Source organism: Arthrobacter sp. P1_B9 (assembly GCF_056406495.1).
In genome coordinates this window covers 1-24702 of record NZ_JBFUAA010000004.1, presented here as the reverse complement: position 1 = coordinate 24702, position 24702 = coordinate 1, and the positions used below count along the sequence as shown (strand labels likewise).

At 67.0% G+C, this 24702-nt stretch carries 20 protein-coding genes and 1 pseudogene; 16 read left to right on the top strand and 5 right to left on the bottom strand.

What is annotated here, in order from left to right:
* Positions 1–74: 74 nt before the first annotated feature.
* The 3 genes from AC1D1A_RS07325 to AC1D1A_RS07315 form a co-directional block, all read right to left on the bottom strand.
* Positions 75–1271 carry an acetyl-CoA acetyltransferase gene (locus tag AC1D1A_RS07325; protein WP_476947433.1) on the bottom strand — a complete coding sequence of 399 codons (1197 nt, stop codon included), beginning with the start codon at positions 1269–1271 and terminating at the stop codon, positions 75–77.
* Positions 1268–1948 (bottom strand): CoA transferase subunit B, encoded by a 681-nt coding sequence (locus tag AC1D1A_RS07320; RefSeq protein ID WP_476947432.1) that lies wholly within the window; start codon positions 1946–1948, stop codon positions 1268–1270. Before AC1D1A_RS07320 ends, AC1D1A_RS07325 begins: the two co-directional genes overlap by 4 nt.
* Before the next feature lie 82 nt (positions 1949–2030).
* Complete coding sequence (locus tag AC1D1A_RS07315; RefSeq protein ID WP_476856213.1) at positions 2031–2777, bottom strand: CoA transferase subunit A; 747 nt, start codon at positions 2775–2777, stop codon at positions 2031–2033.
* A gap of 249 nt (positions 2778–3026) precedes the next feature.
* Between AC1D1A_RS07315 and AC1D1A_RS07310 the strand changes: the two genes are divergently transcribed.
* The gene (locus tag AC1D1A_RS07310; RefSeq protein WP_230010098.1) at positions 3027–3809 is read left to right on the top strand and encodes an IclR family transcriptional regulator; all 783 of its coding nucleotides are present in this window, start codon (positions 3027–3029) and stop codon (positions 3807–3809) included.
* A gap of 135 nt (positions 3810–3944) precedes the next feature.
* Positions 3945–4850, top strand: coding sequence for an NADP-dependent oxidoreductase (locus AC1D1A_RS07305; RefSeq protein ID WP_476947431.1), 906 nt, complete (start codon positions 3945–3947; stop codon positions 4848–4850).
* A 52-nt stretch (positions 4851–4902) separates the two neighbouring features.
* Here the strand turns inward: AC1D1A_RS07305 and nadE are convergent, their stop codons facing one another.
* Positions 4903–5724, bottom strand: a complete 822-nt coding sequence (nadE, locus tag AC1D1A_RS07300; protein WP_026539367.1) for an ammonia-dependent NAD(+) synthetase — start codon at positions 5722–5724, stop codon at positions 4903–4905.
* 244 nt (positions 5725–5968) lie between these two features.
* Complete coding sequence (locus AC1D1A_RS07295; RefSeq protein ID WP_223914562.1) at positions 5969–6994, bottom strand: LacI family DNA-binding transcriptional regulator; 1026 nt, start codon at positions 6992–6994, stop codon at positions 5969–5971.
* Positions 6995–7228: 234 nt separating this feature from the next.
* On the opposite strand from AC1D1A_RS07295, the gene AC1D1A_RS07290 reads away from it, so the two are divergent.
* The 14 genes and pseudogenes from AC1D1A_RS07290 to AC1D1A_RS07225 all read left to right on the top strand — a co-directional run.
* On the top strand, positions 7229–8077 hold the full coding sequence (locus AC1D1A_RS07290; protein ID WP_476947430.1) for a sugar phosphate isomerase/epimerase family protein: 849 nt from the start codon (positions 7229–7231) through the stop codon (positions 8075–8077).
* A gap of 52 nt (positions 8078–8129) precedes the next feature.
* Positions 8130–9137: a Gfo/Idh/MocA family protein gene (locus AC1D1A_RS07285; RefSeq protein WP_476947429.1), complete on the top strand. Its 1008-nt coding sequence runs from the start codon at positions 8130–8132 to the stop codon at positions 9135–9137.
* A 309-nt stretch (positions 9138–9446) separates the two neighbouring features.
* Positions 9447–10970, top strand: coding sequence for an ABC transporter substrate-binding protein (locus tag AC1D1A_RS07280; protein WP_230008163.1), 1524 nt, complete (start codon positions 9447–9449; stop codon positions 10968–10970).
* Between the two features lie 6 nt (positions 10971–10976).
* Entirely contained in the window at positions 10977–11918 is a 942-nt protein-coding gene (locus AC1D1A_RS07275; protein WP_476851820.1) for an ABC transporter permease, read from the top strand.
* Entirely contained in the window at positions 11915–13789 is a 1875-nt protein-coding gene (locus AC1D1A_RS07270) for a dipeptide/oligopeptide/nickel ABC transporter permease/ATP-binding protein (RefSeq protein WP_476947428.1), read from the top strand. Before AC1D1A_RS07275 ends, AC1D1A_RS07270 begins: the two co-directional genes overlap by 4 nt.
* Positions 13786–14661, top strand: coding sequence for an ATP-binding cassette domain-containing protein (locus tag AC1D1A_RS07265; protein ID WP_476872359.1), 876 nt, complete (start codon positions 13786–13788; stop codon positions 14659–14661). Before AC1D1A_RS07270 ends, AC1D1A_RS07265 begins: the two co-directional genes overlap by 4 nt.
* Positions 14662–14784: 123 nt before the next feature.
* A complete protein-coding gene (locus AC1D1A_RS07260) occupies positions 14785–15621 on the top strand; it encodes a sugar phosphate isomerase/epimerase family protein (protein ID WP_476947427.1) in 837 nt (278 codons plus the stop codon).
* A 31-nt stretch (positions 15622–15652) separates the two neighbouring features.
* Positions 15653–16819 (top strand): Gfo/Idh/MocA family protein, encoded by a 1167-nt coding sequence (locus AC1D1A_RS07255; protein WP_476947426.1) that lies wholly within the window; start codon positions 15653–15655, stop codon positions 16817–16819.
* A 94-nt stretch (positions 16820–16913) separates the two neighbouring features.
* On the top strand, positions 16914–17975 hold the full coding sequence (locus tag AC1D1A_RS07250; protein WP_476859412.1) for a LacI family DNA-binding transcriptional regulator: 1062 nt from the start codon (positions 16914–16916) through the stop codon (positions 17973–17975).
* An 85-nt stretch (positions 17976–18060) separates the two neighbouring features.
* On the top strand, positions 18061–19467 hold the full coding sequence (gene uxaC / locus AC1D1A_RS07245) for a glucuronate isomerase (protein WP_476859411.1): 1407 nt from the start codon (positions 18061–18063) through the stop codon (positions 19465–19467).
* Positions 19464–20909: a mannitol dehydrogenase family protein gene (locus AC1D1A_RS07240; protein WP_476947425.1), complete on the top strand. Its 1446-nt coding sequence runs from the start codon at positions 19464–19466 to the stop codon at positions 20907–20909. Before uxaC ends, AC1D1A_RS07240 begins: the two co-directional genes overlap by 4 nt.
* A gap of 226 nt (positions 20910–21135) precedes the next feature.
* Positions 21136–22947, top strand: coding sequence for a beta-glucuronidase (gene uidA, locus AC1D1A_RS07235; RefSeq protein WP_476947424.1), 1812 nt, complete (start codon positions 21136–21138; stop codon positions 22945–22947).
* A gap of 58 nt (positions 22948–23005) precedes the next feature.
* Complete coding sequence (gene uidB / locus AC1D1A_RS07230) at positions 23006–24430, top strand: glucuronide transporter (RefSeq protein WP_476947423.1); 1425 nt, start codon at positions 23006–23008, stop codon at positions 24428–24430.
* 32 nt (positions 24431–24462) lie between these two features.
* Positions 24463–24702, top strand: a pseudogene (locus AC1D1A_RS07225) (bifunctional D-altronate/D-mannonate dehydratase); the annotation flags it as partial.

The following is a 24702-nucleotide window of genomic DNA, read 5'->3' as shown; positions in this document are numbered from 1 at the left end:
GAGGACAAGCAACGCGGGGTCAGATACGGCCCATCAAGCCGCCCGGCATGGGCTGTATCTGACCCCGCGTTGCTTTAGAGGGCTTCGAGCACGCTGACGTAGTTGGCGATGCCCACGCCGCCCATATTCTGCACCGCGGCCCGGCGCGGGTTGGCCAGCTGCATGTCGCCGGCGGTCCCGGTGAGCTGCATCGCGGCGATGACGTGCTGGGAGACGCCGGTGGCGCCGACGGGGTGGCCCTTGGCCTTGAGCCCGCCCGAGACGTTGACCGGCAGCTTGCCGTCCTTGAAGACCCAGCCTTCTTCCAGCGCCCGGGCGCCCTGGCCGCGTTCGGTCAGCCCCATGGCCTCGTACATGAGCAGTTCGGCAATGGTGAAGCAGTCGTGGACTTCCGCGAAGTCGAGCTCCTCCAGCCCGACGCCGGCCATCCCCAGGGCCCGCTGCCAGGAGGCGCGTGTGGCGGCGAATTCGGTGGGGTCGCGGCGCTCGGCGGGGAAGAAATCGTTCGCCTGGCCGAAGCCGGCGAGCCGCACCGGGGCGGTTGCCCCGCCGGTAGGGGCGACGGAGAGGACGACGGCGGCGGCGCCGTCGGAGACGGGGGAGCAGTCGGTGCGGCGCAGCGGGTCGGCCACCATCGGGTTCTTGTCCGAGACGGTGCGGCAGAATTCCTCGCCGAGGTCCTTGCGGAGCTGGGCGTAGGGGTTGTCGACGCCGTTGCGGTGGTTCTTCGCCGCGATGGTGCCCAGGCCGTCGCCGAGTTTTCCGTTGCTGTCGCCGTAGCGCTTGCCGTAGTGCTTCGCGACCTCCGCGAAGAGCCCGGTGAACCCGGTGGTGGAGGCCTTGCCGGCCATGTCGTAGTCCGCGCCGAGCAGGGCCGCGCCCACGACGTCGGCCCCGGCGTGGGTCATCTTTTCGGCGCCGATCACCAGGACGGTCTTCGCGGTGCCGGCAAGCAGGGACTTGGTGCCCTGCTGGAATGCGGCCGAGCCGGAGGCGCAGGCGTTCTCCACCCGAGTGGAGGGAACGTTGGCCAGTTGATCCGAGACCTGCAGTGCGAGGGAGGAGGGGAAGGCCAGCGGCATCATGCCGGAGTTGAACTGGCCGAGGTAGATCTCATCGATCTGGCCGGGCTCGATCCCGGCGTTGCCGATCGCCTCGGTGGCGACCTGCACGATCAGGGACTCCAAGGTTTCTTCGCTCAGCTTGCCGAACCGGCTGTGGCCCCAGCCGGTGAGCAGGACGTCCTTGCCGAACTGGTCTTTGAGGCTCATGCCGTCGCTCCTTCAAATTCGAGCGCGACATCGAAGTAGGCTTCGGTTTTTTCGCGGATTTCCTCCACGGTGACGCCGGGTGCGAGGCGCGTGAGCGTGAGGTTCCGCCCGCCGCCTGCTTTGTGTTCATTCTTCACAAGGTCGAAGACCGCGAGGTCGCTGATGATGCGGTCCACGCAGCTGAGCCCGGTGAGCGGCAGCGTGCATTCCTTGACGATCTTGGCGCTGCCGTCCTTGGCGTTGTGCTCGGTGAGGACCACGACGCGCGGGGTGCCGGCCACGAGGTCCATGGCGCCTCCCATGCCCTTGACCATCTTGCCGGGGATGGTCCAGTTGGCGAGGTCGCCGGCACCGGAGACCTGCATGGCGCCCAGGATCGCGACCTTCACGTGACCGCCGCGGATCATGCCGAAGGACGTCGCGGAGTCGAAGATGCTGCCGCCGGGCAGGACCGTGACGGTCTGCTTGCCGGCGTTGATCAGGTCCGCGTCTTCCTCGCCCTCGAAGGGGAACGGGCCCATGCCGAGCAGGCCGTTCTCGCTCTGCAGGACAACGCGGACGCCGTCGGGCAGGTTGTTGGCCACCAGCGTGGGGATGCCGATGCCAAGGTTGACGTAGTCGCCGTCGTTCAGTTCTTCGGCCGCGATTGCGGCCATTTCATCTCGGGTCCAGGCCATGGTGGTTCTCCTTGGAAAGTCAGGGTGCAAAGGGTGGGGCGCCAACGCCGGCGCGCCCGGGGTGGGCGGCGCTCGGGCCGGATTAGACGGTGACGGCGGAGGCGGCCTGCGCCGCCGCCGCTTCCGCTGCGGGCCGCGGGCGGACGGTGCGCTGTTCGATGTCCTTGACGCGGCCGCTGGCCTGGACCAGGCGCTGGACGAACACGCCGGGGGTGATGATGTGGTTCGGGTCCAGCTGGCCGGGCTCGACGATCACTTCGGCCTCGGCGACCGTCACGGCTCCGGCGGTAGCCACCACCGGATTGAAGTTCTGCGCGGTGTACCGGTAGATCAGGTTGCCGTCGGTGTCGGCCGTGTGGGCGTGAACCAGGGCGACGTCGGCCTTGATGGCGCGCTCCTGGACATAGGTCTCGCCGTCGAACTCCGCCAGCGGCTTGCCTTCGGCGACGAGGGTGCCCACGCCGGTCTTCGTGTAGAACGCCGGGATGCCGGCGCCGCCGGCGCGCAGCCGCTCAGCAAGGGTGCCCTGCGGGGTGAACTCCACCTCCAGCTGGCCGGCGAGGTACTGCTCGGCGAAGAGCTTGTTTTCCCCAACGTAGGACGCGATGACCTTACGGACCTGGCCGCCTTCGATCAGGACCCCGAGGCCCTTGCCGTCCACGCCCATGTTGTTGGAGACGACCGTCAGGTCCTTCACCCCGGAGTCCCGCACCGCCTCGATCAGGTCAGCGGGGATCCCGCTGAGCCCGAAACCGCCGACGGCGAGCGTCATGCCGTCGCGCAGTACGTCCTGCAGAGCGGCCGCTGCCCCGGATTTCACCTTTGACATTGCATCTCCTCATTGAGCTCGTCTTGCTATCCACCCCGGCAATCCACTTTGTGGACTCCATGTCTGAAGAAGGAGCCTATGGTGTGTCACAGACCACTGTCAACGTGGAGTCTCACCGCTAACTGGCGGAATTTACAGTGTGGACGCTACCCTTGGGACTATCCATTATGTGGATACCTGATGGTAAAATTGGGTAAAAGCAGCGTGGGAGAAAGCATCATTCAGTTCCGGGCCGACGTGAGGCAAGCAATGAATACAACCCCCGTCCAGGGCGCCCAGGTGGTCAGCCGGGCAGCCGGCCTGCTGCGCCTGGTCGGCCGGAAGCCGGAGGGCTGCCCCCTGGTGGAGCTCGTGCGCGAATCCGGCCTGACGCGGCCCACCGTGCACCGGCTGCTGAGCTCGCTCGCGGCCGAGGGGCTGCTGGACCAGGACCCGGGCAGCGGCAACTGGGTCCTGGGACCGGAGATCCTGCTGCTGGGGTCCGTGGCCTCGGCGCGCTTCCCCCTGGAGGACATCGCGAGGCCGAGCCTGCGCCGCCTGGCCGAAGAGACCGGCGAAAGCGCGTTCTTCTCCATCCGCCGCGGCAACGAGACCGTGTGCCTGCTCCGGGAAGAAGGCAGCTTCCCGGTCCGTTCCTTCGTGCTGCACGAGGGGGTGCGGTTCCCGCTGGGCGTCGCCTCCGCCGGCACCGCCATCATGGCCTTCCTGCCGGCACAAGAGCAGGAAGAACTGCTCGCCAACTGGGCAGCCCATGCCGGCAGCTTTGCGGCCGCGCACACCGCAGCACTGGTCAGGGAGAACCTGGAAGCGACGCGGCAGGCCGGCTATTCGGTCAATCCGGGGCTGGTCCTGGAAGGCAGTTGGGGGATGGGTGCGGCGGTCTTCGACCAGCGGGGGCGCCCCGCCTGGGCGCTGTCCCTGACCGGCATCGAACCGCGCTTCCGGGAGGACCGGCGTCCGCAGCTGGGGCGGCTGCTCCTGGAAGAAGCGCACCGGATCTCCACGCTGCTGACCCGCTCGCCAGGCGCCTGACCCTCGTCACGGCCCCGGTTCGGCTCAGGCTGCCTCGGACAATTCAACTTGCCGGGCGACCCTTGCGCAGCCGCCGCTTGTGCCAGAAGCTGGCAGCACAGGCCGCAGCGCGTCGAGCCGAAGGAGCAAAGCCCCGTGAAAGACACCAAGATCTCTTTCGATCACTATGGCAGCCCGGACGTCGTCACCGTTGGCGAGGAGAAACCGCCGGTTCCGAGGGAGAACGAGGTCCAGGTGGGAATCCGCGCCGTCGGCGTCAACCCGGTGGACTGGAAAGTCGTCGCCGGCTACCTGGAGCCGTACCTTGCCCTGGACTTCCCTGCAGTTCCCGGCTGTGAGGCGGCAGGAATCGTGACCGCCGTTGGCCCCGGCGTGACCGGCTATGAGGTGGGTGACGACGTCATCTGGAATGGCATTTCCGGGGCCTACCGTGCCGTGGCCAATTTTCCGGTCGACCAGCTGACGCCAAAGCCCGCGGGCATCGATTTTGAGCAGGCGGCATGCGTCGCGATAGCTGGCGGCACAGCGTATTCGGCGCTGGTTCAGCTTGGCATTGGCATGGGGGACACGGTCCTCATCCAGGGCGCAGCGGGCGGGGTCGGCTCGGCGGCGGTCCAGATAGCACGGCACCTCGGCGCCCGGACCATCGGCACCGCTTCAGAGCAGAACCACGACTACTTGCGCGGCCTCGGCGCCGTGCCTGTGGCCTATGGCGAAGGGCTCGTCGAACGCGTCCGCGCACTGGGCACTATCACCGCCGTCGTGGACACCTTTGGCGGGGAGGAGACGACGACGGCGACGGTCCATTTGCTCGGCGGCCACGGCGCCGCGGTGACCACAGTGCCTGGAAAGGAGGCCAACGCCGCCGGAATTGCACCGGTCAGGCTGCTGGACGGACGGGTAGCGGAGGCGGCCCGGCTGTCGGCCGGGGGAAAGCTCCGCTTCAGCATCCAGGAGCGGATTCCCCTCACCGATGCGGCCCGGGCATTGGTCATCAGCCGCGCAGGCCATGTCCGGGGCAAACTCGTGCTGATCCCGTGATTGGACCCCCGCGGGGCGAGCCTGCAGCCCGGCCCGGGGCTCTCGGCTCAGGCTATTTCCACCAGGTGTCGAAAATCGTCACCGGGACCGTGCGCTTGTGGCGGGTCCGCAGGTACATCGCCTCGATCCGTTCGGCAGCGGCATCGGGTACGTCACGGCCCTCGAGGTAGTCATCGATCAGGTCGTAGCCCAGGCCGAGTTCGTCCTCGTCGGTGCGGCCCGGCTTGCCGTCCAGCAGATCCGCCGTCGGAACCTTTTCCCAGATCCGGGCCGGTGCGCCGAGTTCCGCCAGCAGGGCGCGGTTCTGGCGCTTGTTAAGGCCGAACAGCGGCAGGATGTCCGCGCCGCCGTCGCCGAACTTGGTGAAGAACCCCGTGACGGACTCGGCGCCGTGATCCGTGCCGATCACCAGGTAGTTGTGCTCGCCGGCCAGGGCGTACTGGGCAATCATCCGGGTCCGGGCCTTGGTGTTGCCCTTGTGGAAATCGGAGATCTCCGTGCCCACGGTCTTCTCGAACTCGTCCTCGAAGCCATCTACTGCGGCCGAGATGTTGAACGTCCATTCGGTCTTGGCTCGCACGAAGTCCAGGGCCGCCTGCGCGTCGTCCTCGTCATGCTGGACGCCGTAGGGCAGCCGCACGGCCACGAAGTTCGCCTCGGTGCCCTCGGCCTCGAGTTCCTCGACCGCCAGCTGGGCCAGCCGCCCGGCCAGGGAGGAGTCCAGGCCGCCCGAGATGCCCAGGACGAAGCCCTTGGTGTGGGTGGCCGTCAAGTATTCCTTCAGGAACGTCACGCGTTTGCGCACCTCCCCGGCAGGGTCGATCCGGGGCTGTACGCCCATTTCCTCGATGATCTTCGCCTGGAGTTCACGCATGCCTCACAGCCTAGTCAGCGGTGTCAACAACGCTCAACTATTGCGCCCGGACCGGCGGCTGACGGGCGGATCCGGCGTCGAAATGGCTTCGGTTCCGGACGGCGGCTACGGTTTCGGACCGTTGCGACTTGGATCCCCGGTGCGCCGGTCCGAATTCGGCGCCCCTGTCCGGAACCGCCGCGAAAACCTCACCACCGGCCGACGCCTGCCCGGTCCTGACTGGGCACCGGGCCGGACGCCGGGCCTATTGAGCCTGCCGCACCGGACCGGTGGAGCCGCGGACCGTGAGATGGGTGGGCATCACGGACCGGCTTCGGGTGCCACCGCCGGCGAGCGGGTTCAGCTGGGCCAGCAGCATGGACACCGCCACGCGGCCGGCCTGCTCGATCGGGGAGGCCATGGTGGACAGCGGCGGATTGCAGAAGTCGGCGCCAAAGATGTCGTCGCAGCCCACAATGCTCATGTCCTGCGGGACGCGGATGCCGCGTTCGCGAAGGCGCTGGAGCATGCCGATGGCGATGAGGTCGTTGAACGCGAGGCAGGCGGTGACCCCGCTGTGGACGGCGGCGTCCGCGGCTGCCGCGCCGGACTGTGTCTTGGGGGCGAACGGACCGAGCCGGCGCACCTCCACGCCGCGTTCCTCGGCAGCGACGGACAGTGCGGTCCACCGCCGTTCGCTGGACTGCGACGTCGTCGGGCCGGCCACATAGGCCACCCGGGTGTGCCCCAGCGAGATCAGGTGGTCCAGCGCCTGGCTGGTGCCGGACGGGGTGTCGATCAGGACCGCGGGAACGCCGGGCACGTCACGGTTGATCGCGACCATGGGCATCTTCGCCGCCGCGTTCAGCAGAGCTTCGTCGCTGAGCCGGGATGCGGCAACGATGATGCCGTCGGCGCTCTTGCGCAGCTGCTCCACGGTGCTGGCCTCCACCTCGTCGGATTCTTCCGTGTCCACCAGCAGCTGGGTGTACCCGGCCGCCTTGAGCTGGAGCTGGGTTCCCCTGATGAGGTCGAAGTAGAACGGGTTGGTGATATCCGGAACCAGGACTCCCACCGCGCCCGTGCGCCCGGAACTCAGCGCCTTCGCCTGGCTGTTGGGGGTGTAGTGCAGCCGGGCCGCGGCCGCCTCGATCCGCTGCCGTGTCCTGATGTTGACCCGGTCCGGCGTGGAGAGGGCACGGGAAACCGTGGAGGCCGCCACGCCGCAGAGCGCGGCGATGTCATGGATGGTGGCCGGGCGGTCCACTGCTGCTGGTTGCGTCGTCGCCACGGCGCTCCTCTCTGAACGTGGTGGCCGGGCCGAGGTGGCCGGGGGCGGGTGGCCGGGCTGTGATTGCCGCCACAGGGCCGGTCAGCAAAGCATGCCACAGATTGTCAGAATTTGGCAACCGGTTGTCATTTGAGTGCGGTGATGGCTAGACTGGGGCCCACACCGTTTGTGAACTGCGTCACCGCGCCGGAGCCGGAAGCTGCCCGCGGCGGCCGCGAAACCCAGGAGATCCGCGTGAGCAAAACACCACCCGCAGTCTGGTCGCTGTCAGGTTTCGGCGACGAAATAGATCCGGACCCGGCAGTTCAGGCCGCCGTGCTCCTGGCGCTGGGCGCAAGCCACATCGAGGTCCGCAGCGCCTGGGGCACGAACGTCTCCGAGCTGGAGCCCGCGCAGGTTGCCCGGCTCAGGGAAATCCTGGATGAAAAGGGCCTCAAGGTCTCGGCCGTGGCCAGCCCCATCGGGAAGGTGGACGTGAGCCTGCCGGTGGAGCACGAGCTGGCACGGCTCCGGCAGATCATCTCGGTAGCCAGGGGGCTGGATACACAATACGTCCGCATTTTCTCCTTCTTCCGGGCGGAAGGGCGCAGCGCGGAAGACATCCGCGACGACGTCCTGGCCCGTATGGGCGCCCTGGCGGCGCTCGCCGCGGAATCCGGCGTCGTGCTCCTGCACGAAAACGAAAAGGGCATCTATGGCGATACTCCGCAGCGCGTGCTGGACATCATGGAATCCGTGAACTCGCCCGCGCTCCGCATTGCGTGGGACAACGCCAACTTCGTCCAGGTGGGCGTCAAGCCCTACACCGAGGGCTACGCCATGCTGCGCCCCTACCTCGAGTACTTCCAGGTCAAGGACGCGCTCGCCACCACCGGGGAAGTAGTCCCCTCCGGTGAGGGCGACGGCGAACTCGACGCCACCATCGCCGCCCTCAAGGCGGACGGTTACGCCGGCTTCGCCTCGCTGGAACCCCACCTGGCCAGCGCCCACGAACTCGGCGGCTTCTCGGGCCCGGCGGCCTTCGGCACCGCGGCCCGCGCCTTCGCCGCGCTGGCCGTGAAAAACCAGATCGAACTCGTGTAATCGGCCTTCTTTAGCAGGCATGCACCACCACTAGGGAAAGAGGGAACTCCGGATGCCAAAGGCGGCAATCATCGGCTGCGGCGACGTGTCGGTCGTTCACTTTGAAGCACTTGCAGGGATGGACGGCGCCGAATTGGTGGCCGTCTGTGACCCGGATCCGGCACGCCGGGCGGCGGCGCAGGAGGCCCGCGGCGTCCCCGGCTTCGCGGACTACCGCGACATGCTGGAGGTGGCAGCTCCCGACGTCGTGCACATCACCACCCCGCATCACGAACACGCGGCGATCGCGATCGAATGCCTGCGCCGCGGTGTCCACGTGGTGCTGGAAAAGCCCCTGGCGCACACCCTGGCCGAGGGCGAAAGACTGCTGGCCGCGGCTGCCGACAGCACGGCGAAAATTGCCCTGTGTTTCCAGAACCGCTACAACGCCCCGGTGCAGGAAATGCGCCGGCTGCTGGACTCCGGCGAACTGGGCCAGGTGCGGGGGGCCTCGGCCACGGTCATGTGGCACCGGGATGCCGATTACTACCTCAGCCGGCCCTGGCGCGGAAATTGGGCCGAGGGCGGCGGGGGGCTGATGATGAACCAGGCCATCCACACCGTTGACCTGCTGCAATGGCTGGTGGGCGACGTCGTCGCGCTCGCAGGCAGCGCCTCGACCCATGCGCTGGCAGAAACCATCGAGGTGGAGGACACTGCGGAGTTCGCCGCGCTGCACAGCAGCGGGGCGCGCTCCGTCTTCTACGCCACCCTGGCCAACACCGTCAACGCACCCGTCACGCTGGACATCAGCACCGAGAGGGCAACATTGAGCCTGCGCGGGGACCTGACAGTCACTTACGACGACGGGCGCAGCGAGGTGGTGCGGGAACGCACCAAGGGATCGGGCGGCCGGTCCTACTGGGGCGTTTCGCATGCCCTGCTGATCGCAGATTTCTATGCCGGACTGGCGCAACCGGGCCCGTTCTGGATTGACGCCGCCGAAGGGGCGAAGTCGCTGCGGATCGTAAAGGAACTCTACCGCCAGTCCTACCCCGGCTCTGAGGAAAAAGTGTCCTGACCGAAGCCGCCGCCGCGACCGTGCGCGGCCATGCGGACTTCCGTTGCGCTGCTTGTGCACTCCGCTGCGAACGTCGTGCTTGCCCAGTACGTGCGCCCCTCAGGCGCGCCGCGCTGCGTCTCCGTCCGGTGCCGTCGTAGTGCTTGGCCACGCCCGGATTCGCAATAATTCAAAAAATAATGACAACCGGTTGCCAGATGTGGCAACCCAACGTACGCTGAACCCACAAGCGGCGGTGTGGCCCAAGCCACATTGCCGCCATCAACGTCCGTGCAGCGGACCTCGAGAAGCGATCCAAAGGAGCCAACAATGAAGTTCGGTCCCAAGGCAGCAGCTGCTGCCCTCATCCTCAGCGCATCCCTCGCGCTCACCGCCTGTGGCGGCGGCGCCGCAGCAGGCGGCGCAGGCACCACAGCCACGTCCCTGACGCTCGGCACCATCCAGGACGTCCGGTCCTGGGATCCGGCCCAGGCCCATGTGGGCCATATCCTCCAGCCGTACCAGGCCGTCTACGACACCCTGATCCTGCGCGAGCCGGACGGAAAGCTCAGCCCCATGCTGGCGACGGCCTGGAAGTACAACGCAGCAAACACCAAACTGACGGTGGACCTGCGCTCGGACGTCACCTTCAGCGACGGAGCAAAGTTCGACGCCGAGGCTGCCAAGGCCAACATGGACCACTTCAAGACGGCCAATGGTCCGCAGATGGCCCAGCTCAATGCCGTCAAGGACGTGGCCGTTGTGGACGCCGATACCATCGACATCAACCTCAGCACCCCGGACCCGGCCCTCGAGTACTTCCTCAGCCAGGCGGCCGGCCTGATGGGCAGCCCCAAGGCGCTCGGCACCGAGGGCATCAAGACCGAGCCGGTGGGCTCCGGGCCCTACGTGATGGACAAGGCCGCGTCGGTCAAGGACTCCCAGACCGTGTTCACCGCCCGGAAGGACTACTGGAACAAGGATCTGCAGAAGTACTCCAAGCTGACCTTCAAGATCCTGACCGACCCCACCGCCCGCACCAACGCCCTGGTCTCCGGCCAGGTGGACGCCACACTCCTGGACCCCAAGAACGGCAAGCAGGCCGAAGGCGCCAAGATGAAGCTGGCCGCCAACGAGGTGGACTGGCAGGGGCTGCTCCTCCTGGACCGTGACGGGGCCAAGAACCCCGCACTGCAGAACGTCAAGGTCCGCCAGGCCATCAACTACGCCTTTGACCGCAAGACCATCCTCGACCAGGTCCTGTTGGGCCAGGGCACCCCGACGTCCCAGCCGTTCGGCAAGGCCAGCGGCGCCTGGACCGAAGAACTGGAGAACTACTACAGCTACGATCCGGCCAAGGCCAAGCAGCTCCTCAAGGAAGCCGGCTATGAAAACGGCGTGACCCTGGAAGTCCCCAGCATCCCCGACTTCCAGACTCAGATTTCCGTGGTCCAGCAGCAGCTGGCAGACGTCGGTATCACCCTGAAGATTGGCGCCGCGCTCACCAACACCTTCACCTCCGATGTGGCTGGACAGAAGTACACCACCATGTACTTCTCCCTCTTTCAAGGCCAGCCGACAGTTGCCATCAACCAGATCATCTCCACCAAGGCGCTCTACAACCCGTTCAAGAACGCGTCGCCGGAGCTCGACGCCAAGATTGACGCCGTGCGCAACGGCGGGGCTGACGCGGGCAAGCTGGCCCAGGAAGTGAACAAGTACGTGGTGGAGCAGGCCTGGTTCGCGCCGCTGTTCCGCGTCAACCAGATGTACTACCACAACGCCAAGGTCGACGTCACACCCCAGATCCAGCAGGCCGTTCCGTCCATTTACAACTACTCACCCGCCAAGTAGGACACCATGATCAGGTTCATTGCGAAACGACTGGGCAGCGGGCTGGTGGTGCTGCTTGTTGTCTCGGCGCTCACCTTCTTCCTGCTCTATATGTCCAGCGGGAGCATCGCCAGGAACATCCTGGGCGATCAGGCCACCGCTGAGCAGGTGGCGATGAAAGAACACGAGCTGGGGCTGGACCAGCCCCTGCTGACCCGCTACTTTGCCTGGGTGGCCGATGCCCTCAGCGGAAACCTGGGCGCCTCCTGGTTCTCCTCGGAACCGGTGGCCAACTCCCTGGCCACCCGGATTCCGGTGACCATGACCATGGTTTTCGCCGCAATGATCCTGATCGCAATTTGTGCCGCACTCATCGGTGTCTTCGCCGCGGTCAAGCGCGGCTGGGTGGACAGGGTGGTCCAGGTTGGCGCCATCATCGGCGACTCCGTTCCGGGGTTCGTGATCGGCGTCATCCTGGTCACCATCCTGGCCATCCAGCTGGGCCTGTTCCCGGCCACCAGCACCATTTCCCCGGATTCCGGGGCCGACGCGTGGGTCTATTCCATGTCGCTTCCGGTGATAGCCCTGCTGATCAACGGCGTCACCGGGGGCGCGCAACAGATCCGCAGCGCCGTCATCAAACAACTCGAGCGGGACTATGTCCGCACCCTGCGCAGCCGCGGGATCGGCGAGCGGGAAATCCTGTTCAAGCACGTCCTGCGCAGCGCCGCGCCGGCCGGCCTGACGGTGCTGAGCCTGCAGCTGATCGGCATGCTGGGCGGCGTGGTGATCATCGAGCAGATCTTCGCCCTTCCCGGCATGGGTCCGATGGCGGTCGCCGCCACCGGCCAGTCGGATCTTCCGGTGGTGATGGGCGTCGTGATGTACACGGTGGTCGTCGTCATTGTGGTGAACCTGCTGGTGGACATCCTCAATGGCTGGCTCAACCCGAAAGTACGTGTGTCATGAACAATTCCTCCGAAGAAGCCGCCGCAACCGCGGCATCCGCCGCCATTCCGATTCACCCCGGCCAGAGCGGCACCGTGGTCCGGTCCACCGTCATCCGGCGCCTGTTCAGGAACCCGCTGGGCATCGTTGCCATGACCATCCTGCTGGCGATCTCGCTCCTGGCGGTACTCGCCCCGGTCCTGGCGCCCTTCGAGCAGAACTACGCCAACATCGCCAAGACCCTCGCCGCCCCGGACTCCGTAAACATCCTCGGAACGGACAGCGCCGGGCGCGATGTCTGGAGCCGGCTCCTGTACGGCGCGCAGCTGACGCTGCTTTCCGCCCTGCTCTGCGCGGGCGTGGCCATTGCCATCGGCCTGCCGTCCGGCCTGGTCGCCGGGTACTACGCCGGCAAATTCGAGGCAGTCTCCAACTGGGTGGTCGGCATCCTCATGAGCCTCCCCGGGCTGATCGTGCTGCTGACCATCCGGGCGGCCTTCGGCCCTTCGGTCTGGATGTCCATGATCGCCTTCGGCATCCTGATCAGCCCGTCCTACTTCCGGCTGACCCGCACGGCCGTCCAGTCGGTGCGCAACGAGCTCTATGTCGACGCCGCACGGGTCTCCGGGCTGTCCGACCTCAGCATCATCGCCCGCCACATCTTCTCCGTGGTCCGCGCCCCCATCATCATCCAGACCGCGGCGATCGCCGGTGTGGCCATCGCCATTCAGTCCGGTCTGGAATTCCTCGGCCTGGGCGACCCCACCAAGGCCACCTGGGGCGTGATGCTCTCGGAGGGCTTCAAGAACGTCTACCTCACTCCCACGCTGCTCTTCTGGCCGGCACTGGCCATGGCGCTGACCATCGGCGGCCTGGTCCTGCTGGGCAACGCCATCCGCGATGCCCTTGAAGACGGCGAAAAGATCACGCATCGCAAGAAGCCAAGGGGAAGCGGCATCAGCAAACGCACGACGGCGCCGCCGCACCTCCCCGCCCGCCCGTCGCGGAAGTCAGTGGCCGCCGTCGACCCCGGAACCGAACACCACCTGGTCAAGGTGACCAATCTCGGCGTCGGCTATCCGCAGGCAGACGGCTCCATCAAGAAGGTCGTCGACGACGTCTCCTTCCACGTGGACCGCGGCGAGATCCTGGGCATCGTGGGCGAATCCGGTTCGGGCAAGTCCCAGACCGCCTTCTCCATCCTGGGGCTGCTGCCGGACAATGCCCGCATCGTGGCCGGCTCCATCCAGTTCGATGGCAACTACACCGTTGCCCCGGGCGAGGAACGCGTCAGCCAGGAGCGCCTGTCCAAACTGCGCGGCAGGCGGATTTCCTACATCCCGCAGGAGCCCATGAGCAACCTGGACCCGGCCTTCACCATCGGCTACCAGCTCGTGACGCCCATGGTCCGCGTCCTCGGCATCTCCAAGGCCGAGGCCAGGAGGCGGGCATTGAAGCTGCTCACCGACGTCGGAATCGCCAACCCGGAACGGACCTTCAACGCCTACCCGCACGAAGTCTCCGGCGGCATGGCCCAGCGCGTCCTGATCGCCGGCGCCATCAGCTGCGAACCGGACCTGGTTATTGCCGATGAGCCCACCACGGCCCTGGATGTCACGGTGCAGGCGGACGTGCTGGACCTGCTGCGCGAGCTCCAGCAGCGCCTGAACATCGGCGTCATCCTGGTGACCCACAACTTCGGGGTGGTGGCGGACCTCTGCGACCGTGTGGCTGTCATGCAGAACGGCCGGCTCGTGGAGGAAGGATCCGTCCGTGACATCCTGCGCAATCCGCAGGAGCCTTACACGCAAACGCTCCTGGCATCGATGCTTGAGGGCAAGGAACCCATGTCCATGCTCGTTTACACCGGCCAGAAGGAGCCAGTCGCATGAGCCCCACCGACAGCGCTCCGCTGCTCGCGGTAGACCAACTGATCGTCGAGTACCCCAGCAAGAAGTTCCGGGCCAAGCCCTTCCGCGCCCTGACGGACATCAACATCACCATCGGCCGCGGCGAAACCCTCGGCCTGGTGGGGGAGTCCGGTTCCGGCAAGACCACGCTGGGCCGCGCCATCCTGGGGCTGGCCCCGGTGACCGGCGGGAAGATCAGCTTCGACGGCAAGGACATCAGCCGCGCCACCCGCAAGGACCGGCGGGTCCTGAGCCGTGACCTGCAGGTGGTGTTCCAGGATCCCTACACCTCGCTGAACCCGGCCTTGGAGATCGGCGACATCCTCGCCGAACCACTGGGCGTGCAGGGCATGGACGCCACGGCGGCCAAAAAGCGTGTGAGGGAACTGCTGGACCAGGTGGGTCTGCCCGCCGACGCCATCAACCGGCTGCCGCGCGAATTCAGCGGCGGACAGCGCCAGCGCGTGGCGATCGCCCGCGCCCTGGCCCTCTCGCCCAAGCTGATCGTCTGCGATGAGCCGGTCAGCGCACTGGATCTCTCCACCCAGGCCCGGGTGCTGGACCTGTTCCTGCAGATCCAGAAGGACACCGGTGTGTCCTACCTCTTCGTCTCCCACGACCTCGACGTCGTCCGGCACATCAGCCACCGCGTCGCCGTGATGTACCACGGGGAGATCGTCGAACAAGGCCCGGCCGGCGTCGTCACCACCGACCCCGACCACCCCTACACCCAGCGGCTGCTGCTCGCCTCCCCGGTCCCGGACCCGGACCGGCAGGAACAGCGCCGCGCGGACCGGCACCGCCTGCTCGAAACGCAGCGCATGCAGCACGAACAAGCGGGCGCCCTCGCCTGAGGCCACCCGCGCCGTCAGGCAGAACGGCCGGCGCCTTGGCGGCAGCACCTAACCGGCACGAAGGGCCCTTGCGGGTCCGTAACACCACGGAGGAATATAGTGGCCAAAATTGGCGTACAAGCGATGATGCTGAAAGACAGCTTCGCCGAAGTGGGGGCGTTCGAGACGCTCCGCAAGGTGAGCGCGATCGGATACAACGCCGTCGAGATCTCCCAGATCCCGATGACCCCGGAGAACGTCGCCGAGCTGGACCGCGCCCGGAGCGAACTGGGCATGGACATCGCGGCACTGTCCGTCGCGATGGAGACCCCCAAAGGCCGTCCCGGGGACTCCCTGGCGGAGCACTTCGACAAGATCGTGGCGGACGCCAAACGCCTGGACTCCAGCCTCCTGCGGATCGGCATGCTGCCGTTCCCGGCCATGAAGTCAATCGCGGCAGTCGTTGATTTCGCCAAGGAGGCCAACGAGTACGCGCAGCGCCTGCAGGAACAGGGCCTGAGCCTGTATTACCACAACCACCACATCGAGTTCGCGAAGTTCGACGGCAAATTCATGCTGGACATCATTGCCGAGAACTCCCCGGCTATGGGCATGGAAATCGATGTGCACTGGGTGCAGCGCGGCGGCCTGGACCCGGTCCGGACGCTGCAGAAGTACGCCGGCCGCACGGCCATGGTCCACCTGAAGGACTACCGGATCGGAGAACTGCCGGAGTCCTCGTTCGGGCTCCTGGATTCCGGGGACATCATGGGCTTCATGACCGAGTTCAAGAATGTGGTCCAGTTCGCTGAAGTGGGCGAAGGCAACCTGGACTTCGCATCCATTGTTCCGGCCGCCCAGGCCGCCGGCGCCCGGTACCTGCTCGTGGAGCAGGACGAACTCTACGGGCGCACCGTCTGGGACGCGCTGCAGACCTCCCACGACAACCTGGTGGCGCTCGGCCACGCCGACCTTTTCTAGCCCACCCCCACTGACTACGGAGAACCACCACATGAGCAAGCAAGTACGCCTGGGCATCATCGGCCTGGGCCAGCAGGGCGGCGCCTACGCCCAGTTCATCACCGACGGCCTGGTCGCGAACATGGTGATCGGCGCCATCTGCGACACCGACCCCGCGAAAAAGGAACTGGCGGCCGCCAGGTACCCCGACGCGCCCTTCTACGACGACTACATCACGATGCTGGAAAGCGGCGACGTCGATGCGGTCGTGACGTGCGTGCCGCACTTCCTGCACCCGGAAATGGGGATCGAGACCCTCAAGCGCAACATCCACGCCCTCGTGGAGAAGCCGGCCGGCGTCTACACCAAGCAGGTCAGGGAGCTCAACGAATTTGCCGCGGGCAAGCCCGAACTGTCCTTCGCCATCATGTTCAACCAGCGCAACAACCCGCTGTACCAGAAGCTGAAGGAGATCGTCGACGGCGGCGAGATCGGCGGGATCCGCCGCACCAACTGGATCATCACCAACTGGTGGCGACCGCAGGGCTATTACAATTCCAGCGAATGGCGCGCCACGTGGGGCGGCGAGGGCGGCGGCGTTCTGGTCAACCAGGCCCCGCACCAGCTGGACCTGTGGCAGTGGATCTGCGGCGTGCCGAAGTCCGTCTACGCCAAGGTGGCCTACGGCTTCCGCCGCGACATCGCCGTGGAGGACGAAGTCACTGCCGTGGTGGACTACGGCAACGGCGCCACGGGCGTCTTCGTCACCGCGACGCACGACCTCGTGGGAACCGACCGCTTCGAGATCCTGGGCGACCAGGGCAAGATCGTGGTGGAGAACAGCAAGACCGCCACCGTGACCCGCCTGAAGAAGCCCGAGCGTGAACTCAGCGACGGCATGGGCATGGACGATGTCCGCAAACTCTTCATGGGCGAGCTCAATCCCGGCGAGTACTACACCACCGAGGTCATCGAGTTCGAGTCCGCCTGGGGCGCGCAGCACTCCGGCGTCCTGGCGAACTTCGCCGCCAACATCCTGGACGGCACGCCGCTGCTGGCCCCGGGATCGGACGGCATCAAGGGTGTCCGGCTGGCCAACGCCATCCACCTCTCGAGCTGGACCGGCACGGAATTGGCGCTGGACTTCGACGAGGACGAGTTCCTCGCCGAGCTGAACAAGCGCATCGCGGACGAGGGCAAGTTCGCCGAGCGCTCCTAGCCCGCCCCGCCCAGCCGCAGCAGGGGCCGTTTTGAGCACTCAAAACGGCCTCCGCTGCGGGCTGGTTGGGTTGTTTCCTCGTTAGGATGGGGCGGTGACTGAACCCAAGACGCCGGACGCTGCCGCAACAACAGACCCGGCCAAGAAGCACTCGCGGTCCGGAAAGTCCCACGCCACCATCTACGACATTGCCAAGGTTGCCGGCGTCAATCCTTCGACCGTCTCACGGGCGCTGAGCAAGCCCGGCCGGGTCAGCGCCAAGACGCAGAAACTCATCGAGGACGCGGCCGCCGAGCTGAACTACCAGGTCAATCCGTTCGCCCGCGCGCTGCCCACCGGCCGCACCAACACCTTCGGCCTGATCGTCGCGGACATCACCAACCCCACCTTTTTCGACATCATCCGCGGGGCGGAAACGACCGCCACGCTGCGGGACTACACCCTGGTGCTGGCCGAGTCGGCCGAGTCCGGCGTCACCGAACTGACGGCAGCACGCCGGATGATGGCCACCGTGGACGGCCTCATCCTGGCCAGCCCCCGCATGGACGACGACGACATCCGCGCCATCGCCCGGGACAAGCCGGTGGTGGTCATCAACCGCGAGGTCGACGGCGTGCCGTGCGTGGTTCCCGACGTCAACAAGGGCATCAGCGAGGCAGTCCGCAGCCTGGCCGCCAACGGGCACCACAAGGTTGCCTTTGTTGCCGGGCCGCCGCAGTCCTGGATGTCCGCGCGCCGCTGGGAAGGCGTGCAGGCGGCCTGCGAGTGGTCCCGGCTCGAAGCCGTGCGGCTGGAATCCACCAAACCCACGGTCGACGGCGGCCGCCAGGTGGCGCGCGACGTCCGGGCAAGCGGCGCCACGGCGGTGCTGACCTACAACGACCTCCTGGCCATCGGGCTCATGCAGGAACTCCAGGCCGCCGGCATGGTGGTCCCGGACCAGATCAGCATCGTGGGTTTCGACGACATCTTCGGCGCGGATTTCACCACGCCACCGCTCACCACCGTGCGCTCGCCGCTGGGGGAGTGCGGCGCCGGTGCCGCGACCCTGCTCCTTGATCTGCTGCACGGTGCGGGGGAACCGGCCGCCACGCTGCGCGTCGAGACGGAGCTGGTGCTGCGCGGCTCGAGCGGGCGGCTGCTGCCCGCGGGCTAGCCACACCTGTGAGGCCATCCGCAGCTTGATGGCAATTATTGGCAACCGGTTGACAAATGCCGGAGGCAAGCCGGACCATTGATCTATGTCACAGTCGATTGCCGCCAACCCAGACCGGCTTCTGCCCGCGGATCCCGGAACGCGCAGCATTGCGCGCGACCTCCTCCAGCGCGTCCAGGACCTCCCCATCATTTCCCCGCACGGGCACGTTGACGCCGCCGTCATCGAGCACAACAGCCCCTTCCCGGACCCGGCAGCGCTGCTGGTCAGCCCGGACCACTACGTCACCCGGCTGATCCACGCCAGCGGCGTCCCGCTGGACCGGCTCCGGGGCTCGGCCGCGGCGGAACCGGACTCCCGCACGGTCTGGCGCGAGTTCTGCAAGGCCTGGCCGCTCTTCGAAGGCACGGCCTCCGGCTACTGGCTCCGCACCCAGTTCAGCAGCGTCTTCGGCCTCCGGCAGGAGATCAGCGCCGAAACCGCCGACGCCAGCTACGACGCGATTTCCGCCAAGCTGCTGGAGCCCGGCTTCCGTCCCCGCCAGCTCTTCAAGGACTTCAACATCGAGGTGCTGGCCACCACCGACGACCCCCTGGACAGCCTCGCCAGCCACGCGGCGATCGCCGAGGACCCCACCTTCCACGGCCGCGTCCTGCCCACCTTCCGCCCCGATGCCTACCTCAACATCGCGCACCCCACGTGGAGTGCGAATGTTGACCGGCTTATTGCGGCAGCGGGCGACGGCGCCGCCGGCTATGCCGGCTACATCACCGCCCTGGAAAACCGGCGCCGCTACTTCGTGGACCACGGCGCAGTCTCGGCCGACCACGGCGTCCGGACCCCGGCAACGCTCAAGCTCGACGCCGGCGACGCGGCCAGGCTGTTCGACCGCGCCCGCTCGGGCCAGGCCACGGCGGCCGACCGCGACGACTTCGAGGCCCACATGATGTACCAGATGGCACGGATGTCGGTGGAGGACGGCCTGGTCATGACCATCCACCCGGGGTCCTACCGCAACCACCACGAACCCACCTTCAACGCCTTCGGCGCCGACACCGGCCACGACATCCCGTTCGCCGTCAACTACACCGAGGCGATCCGTCCGCTGCTGCAGGACTTCGGCACCGCCAAGGACTTCCACCTGGTGCTCTTCACCCTCGATGAGACCGTGTTCTCCCGCGAACTCGCGCCGCTGGCGGGTTTCTACCCGTCGGTCTACCTCGGTGCGCCATGGTGGTTCCTGGACGCGCCCGACGCCATGCTGCGCTTCCGCTCGGCCGTGACCGAAACCGCAGGATTCTCCCGCTCGTCCGGCTTCATCGACGACACCCGCGCCTTCTGCTCCATCCCCGCGCGCCACGATGCCTCCCGCCGGATCGAGGCCTCCTTCCTGGCCAGGCTGGTCGCGGAGCACCGCGTCAGCGAGGACCGCGCCCATGAACTGATCGTCGACGTCGTGGACGGCTCACCCCGACGGGTGTTCAAACTGTGAGCGCCGAACTGACATCCGCACAGGAATCCGAGGTCGAGGCCGCCGTGGAACTTCCCCACCTGAGCCGCCGCCTGCACCCCGGTGCGACGGCGCCTGTGCGGATCGTCCATCTGGGGCTGGGCGCCTTCCACCGCTCGCACCAGGGCTGGTACACCCACCAGGCGTCCGACGCAGCGGACTGGGGCATTGCGGCCTTTACCGGACGCCGCCCCGACGCCGCCCTGGCGCTGGCCGAACAGGACGGGCTCTACACGATCGTGAACCGGGCCGACGGCGGCGACACCTTCACCGTTGTCAGCAGCATCGTCGAAGCCGTGGACGGGGCGGATGTCCAGCGCCTGGCGGAGCTGGTTGCCGCGCCGGCCACCGCGGTGATCACCCTGACCATCACCGAGGCGGCCTACCGGCTCCGCGCCGACGGGCAGCTTGACCGCGCCGCGCCCGACGTCGCCGCCGACCTTGCGCTGCTGGCGTCCGGCAGCGCCAACCCGGCGACGCCGCTGGGCCGGCTGGTGCTGGCCCTCGCCGCCCGCCGGGCTGCCGGGGCGGGACCACTCGCCGTCGTCTGCTGCGACAACCTTTCCAACAACGGCACCGTCGCGCACAATGCCGTGGCAGGCATGGCCGGGGCGTGGGACGCGGGCCTGGCCGGATGGATCGACGCCAACGTCAGCTTCGTCAGCACCTCGGTTGACCGCATCACTCCCCGCACCACGACCGCGGACATCGCCGCCGTCCAGGCCGCGTGCGGCTACCGCGACAATTCGCCCGTGGTGGCCGAGCCCTTCTCCAACTGGGTGCTCAGCGGGGAGTTCCCCGCCGGGCGGCCGCGCTGGGAAGACGCCGGAGCCGTGTTCGTCGCCGAGATCGAACCGTACGAAAACCGCAAACTCTGGCTCCTGAACGGCGCGCACTCCCTGCTGGCCTACGCCGGCCAGCTGCGCGGCCACACCACCGTGGCCGAGGCCCTGGCAGACCCGCTGTGCCTGCGGGCCATTGAAAGCTTTTGGGACGAGGCGGAGGCAAATCTGTCCGGGCCGGCGGGACATGCCGCCGAGCTGCAGATCCCGGCCTACCGCGCCGCCCTGCTGGAGCGATTCGGCAACGCCCGGATTGCCCACCACCTCGCACAGATCGCCATGGACGGCAGCACGAAGCTGCGGATGCGCGCCGTTCCGGTGCTGCGGGCCGAGCGTGCCGCGGGCAGGCCCGGCGCGGCGGCCGCGCTCATGATTGCCGCCTGGATGGACTACAGCGCCGCCTCGGCCGCGCTCCAGGATCCGCTCGCCGAGGAGGCAGCCGCAGCCAATCGGCTCGCGGGCGCCGAGCGGACCCGTGCACTGTTGGCCCTGGTGGATCCGGCCCTGGCCGGTGACCGTTCCGTCGTGGACCTCATTGAAAGCTTGCGCGGAACGTTCGGGGAGCAGGCTGTCTCCCCGTAACGCCCTGCGGGCAAGCACTGCTGCCCGGCTCCCGGATCATCGGGAGCCGGGCAGCAGTGTTTCAATGAACAGCGGAGTTTCAATGAACTTTCAACAAAATGATGGCAACCGCTTGCCATTTGATTGCCAAGTGATTAGGATTACAGCAAGAGCACAAACCGGCCCCGCGGCCGGACCCTAAAAACCCTCCCCGGCACTGCCCGCAAAGACGCGATAGGACCTCCCAATGCTCAAGCCCCAGGCCAGCGAAACCCGCGAGATCGTCAACCTCGACGGCCTGTACCGCTTCAAGGTCGACCATGACCGCTCCGGCCACCGGGACGAATGGTTCAAGGCGCCCCTGGAAACCGGACTGGAAATGGGCGTCCCGGCCAGCTACAACGACGTCTTCCCCGACAAGGCCATCCGGGACCACGTGGGCTACGTCTGGTACCAGCGCGACGTGCGCGTCCCGCGCGGCTGGGCAGGGGAGCGCATCCACGTCCGCCTCGACTCCGCCACCCACGAAGGCATGGTGTGGGTGGACGACACCCTGGTGGCACAGCACACCGGCGGCTACATGCCGTTCAGCGCAGACATCACGGACCATGTGACACCCGGACAGGCCTTCCGCCTGACGGTCTCGGTCAACAACGAGCTCACGCAGGCCACCATCCCGCCCGGGACCATCACCGTCACCGGGGACGGCCGCCGGCAGCAGAGCTACCTCCACGATTTCTACAACTACGCCGGCCTGCACCGCAGCCTCTGGCTCTTCAGCACCCCCGCGGTCACGGTCGATGACATCACCGTCGTCACCGGCTTCGAAGGAACCGCCGGCAGCGTCGACTACACGATTGCCACCGCCGGCGGAACCGGCAGCGAAACGGTCACCGTTTCCCTCCGCGACGCCGACGGCGTCGAGGTCGCCCGCGCCGACGGCGCCCGCGGCACCCTGGCGGTCGCCGACGTCGTGCTCTGGAAGCCCGGCGCGGCCTACCTGTACAGCCTCACCGCGCAGATCCGGGACGGCGGCCGGCTGCTGGACAGCTACACCCTGCCGGTCGGCGTCCGCACCGTGGAAGTCAGCGGCAAGGAATTCCTCATCAACGGTGAACCGTTCTACTTCACCGGCTTCGGCATGCACGAGGACCACGTGGCCATCGGCAAGGGCCACAGCAACGCCCAGATGGTCAACGACTTCCAGCTCCTGGACTGGGTGGGCGCCAACTCGTTCCGGACCTCGCACTACCCCTACGCCGAGGAAGTCATGGAGTTCGCGGACCGGCACGGCATCGTCGTGATCGACGAAACCGCCGCCGTCGGGCTGCACCTGGGCTTCGGCGCCGTCTTCGGCGGCATCGCCAAGAAGACCTACGTCGAGGGCGGCGTGGACGCCAACACCGCCGCCAACCACCGGCAGGCGATTACCGAACTCGTCGCCCGCGACAAGAACCACCCCTCCGTCGTGATCTGGTCGATCGCCAACGAACCCAACGGTTCCGAGAAGGGTACCCGCGAGTACTTCGCACCCCTCGCGGAGCTGACCCGCAGCCTGGACCCCACCCGGCCCGTCGGCTACGTCAACGTCCTGTTCGACACCCCGGACAAGGAACTGCTCGGGGACCTGTTCGACGTGATCATGCTCAACCGCTACTACGGCTGGTACGTCGATAACGGCGACCTCGAAACCGCCGAGCAGCACCTCGAGAAGGAGCTGCGCGAGTGGGAAACCAAGTACGGCAAGCCCATGATCATGACCGAGTACGGACCGGACACCATGCCCGGCTTCCACTCCATCTATGAACAGCCCTGGAGCGAGGAATACCAGGCAGCGTTCCTGGCCATGTACCACCGGGTCTTCGACCGGGTCGACGCCATGGTCGGTGAACAGGTCTGGAACTTCGCGGACTTCCAGACCTCCAACGGCATCATGCGCGTTGACGGCAACAAGAAGGGCGTCTTCACCCGGGACAGGCGGCCCAAACCCGCCGCCTATGCCCTGCGCCAACGGTGGACGGCACTGGCCGGCACCAAGAACAGCACCTCCAAGGCGTAGGCCTCACCGCACATTTTTCGCCGGACCCAGGTCCGGCAACGGGTAAAGGAGCCCAATCATGAAAAAGCTGAACAAGCTCAGCATCGTCGGCTATGGCGCCGGCGACGCCGCAAACAACCTCGCCTTCACCACCGCCACCATGTTCCTGCTCGTGTACTACACGGATGTGGCCGGAATCTCCGCCGCGGCCGCCGGCACCCTGCTGCTGGTGGTGCGGATCTTCGACGCCTTCGCCGACGTCTTCGCCGGCCGCGTGGTGGACCGGACCTACAGCAAGCGGTTCGGCAAGTTCCGTCCGTTCATCATGTTCGGTTCCATCCCGTTGCTGCTGCTGAGCGTGGCCACCTTCTCCATCCCTGAGCTCGGCGAATCCGGCACCCTGCTCTACGCCTACGTCACGTACGCAGCCCTGGGCCTGGCCTACAGCCTGGTCAACATCCCCTACGGCTCCCTCGCCGGCGCCATGACCCAGGACCCCGCGGAACGCGCCAAGCTCGGCTCCGCCCGGATGATCGGCGGAATGCTGGTCGGCTCCGCCCTTGGCATCTTCGTGGCCCCTTTGATCAAGCCGGGCGCCAACCTGCAGGCAACGTTCACCACCATCACCCTTGTCTTCGTCGTCATCGGCGCGGCCCTGTACCTCTTCACCGTCCTGACCGCCAAGGAGCGGGTCCACCGCGCCGTCCCCAACGTCACGTTCAAGCAGAGCATGGACACCCTCAAGGGCAACAGGCCGCTGCTGATGCTGTGCGTGAGCTCCTTCTTCTTCCTGACCGGCTACCTGGCCCTCACCTCGGTCCAGCTGTACTACCTCCGCGATGTCCTGGGCCGGCTGGACCTGTACCCCGTACTGTCCATCACCCAGCTCGTCCTCACCTTCGTGCTGGCCGGGTTCATGCCGAAGCTGGTCCGGAACCTTGGCAAGAAGCGCGTCTACATCTTCTCTTCCCTGCTCACGGTCATTGGCGGCGCCATCGTCTTCTTCACCCCGGCAAGCCAGGTCTGGATCGGATTCACCGGCCTGATCATCAGCCTCGTGGGCGTGCTGGCGGTCAACATCGTCGTGTGGGCGCTCGAGGCCGACACCGTGGAGTACGGCGAATGGAAGACCGGAGTCCGGACCGAGGGCATCACCTACGCGTTGTTCTCCTTCACCCGCAAGACCGGACAGGCCGTCGGCGGTGCCCTCGCCGCCTACGCCCTGGCCCTGGGCGGCTACAAGTCCGGCGCCGTCCAGACGCCCGACGCCGTCTTCGGCATCCAGATCGCCGCAGGCGCCCTGCCGGCCGTCATGACCATTCTGGCCGTGCTCGTCATGGCCAAGTACACGCTTACCGATGCCATGCACGCCCGGATCCTCGCCGAGATCCAGGCCCGCCGCACCGGCGGCGACAGTTCTTCGGCCGGCGTTCGGCCGTCCGGCGCCGCCGGCGGTGCCCCCACCGTTCCGGCCGGCGCCGGGCCGCTGGCGCCGGGCAACTAAGACACCCCTGTAAGAGCAGAAAAGGACCTGTTGTGAAAATCATTGCCGCTGAAGTGTTCGTCACCAGCCCCTCCCGGAACTTCGTGACCCTGCGGATCACCACCGAGGACGGCGTGACCGGGATCGGGGACGCGACCCTGAACGGGCGCGAGCTCGCCGTGGCCGCCTATTTGAAGGAGCACGTCGCGCAGCTGCTGATCGGCAAGGACCCGCACCGGATCGAGGACACCTGGCAGTTCCTGTACCGGTCCTCGTACTGGCGCCGCGGCCCG

Excerpts from the sequence above, each read along its gene's own strand:
- AC1D1A_RS07325 (WP_476947433.1), bottom strand. The coding sequence starts at position 1,271 with ATGAGCCTCAAAGACCAGTTCGGCAAGGACGTCCTGCTCACCGGCTGG.
- AC1D1A_RS07320 (WP_476947432.1), bottom strand. The coding sequence starts at position 1,948 with ATGGCCTGGACCCGAGATGAAATGGCCGCAATCGCGGCCGAAGAACTG.
- AC1D1A_RS07315 (WP_476856213.1), bottom strand. The coding sequence starts at position 2,777 with ATGTCAAAGGTGAAATCCGGGGCAGCGGCCGCTCTGCAGGACGTACTG.
- AC1D1A_RS07310 (WP_230010098.1), top strand. The coding sequence starts at position 3,027 with ATGAATACAACCCCCGTCCAGGGCGCCCAGGTGGTCAGCCGGGCAGCC.
- nadE (WP_026539367.1), bottom strand. The coding sequence starts at position 5,724 with ATGCGTGAACTCCAGGCGAAGATCATCGAGGAAATGGGCGTACAGCCC.
- AC1D1A_RS07285 (WP_476947429.1), top strand. The coding sequence starts at position 8,130 with ATGCCAAAGGCGGCAATCATCGGCTGCGGCGACGTGTCGGTCGTTCAC.
- AC1D1A_RS07280 (WP_230008163.1), top strand. The coding sequence starts at position 9,447 with ATGAAGTTCGGTCCCAAGGCAGCAGCTGCTGCCCTCATCCTCAGCGCA.
- AC1D1A_RS07275 (WP_476851820.1), top strand. The coding sequence starts at position 10,977 with ATGATCAGGTTCATTGCGAAACGACTGGGCAGCGGGCTGGTGGTGCTG.
- AC1D1A_RS07270 (WP_476947428.1), top strand. The coding sequence starts at position 11,915 with ATGAACAATTCCTCCGAAGAAGCCGCCGCAACCGCGGCATCCGCCGCC.
- AC1D1A_RS07265 (WP_476872359.1), top strand. The coding sequence starts at position 13,786 with ATGAGCCCCACCGACAGCGCTCCGCTGCTCGCGGTAGACCAACTGATC.
- AC1D1A_RS07260 (WP_476947427.1), top strand. The coding sequence starts at position 14,785 with ATGATGCTGAAAGACAGCTTCGCCGAAGTGGGGGCGTTCGAGACGCTC.
- AC1D1A_RS07255 (WP_476947426.1), top strand. The coding sequence starts at position 15,653 with ATGAGCAAGCAAGTACGCCTGGGCATCATCGGCCTGGGCCAGCAGGGC.
- uxaC (WP_476859411.1), top strand. The coding sequence starts at position 18,061 with ATGTCACAGTCGATTGCCGCCAACCCAGACCGGCTTCTGCCCGCGGAT.
- uidA (WP_476947424.1), top strand. The coding sequence starts at position 21,136 with ATGCTCAAGCCCCAGGCCAGCGAAACCCGCGAGATCGTCAACCTCGAC.
- uidB (WP_476947423.1), top strand. The coding sequence starts at position 23,006 with ATGAAAAAGCTGAACAAGCTCAGCATCGTCGGCTATGGCGCCGGCGAC.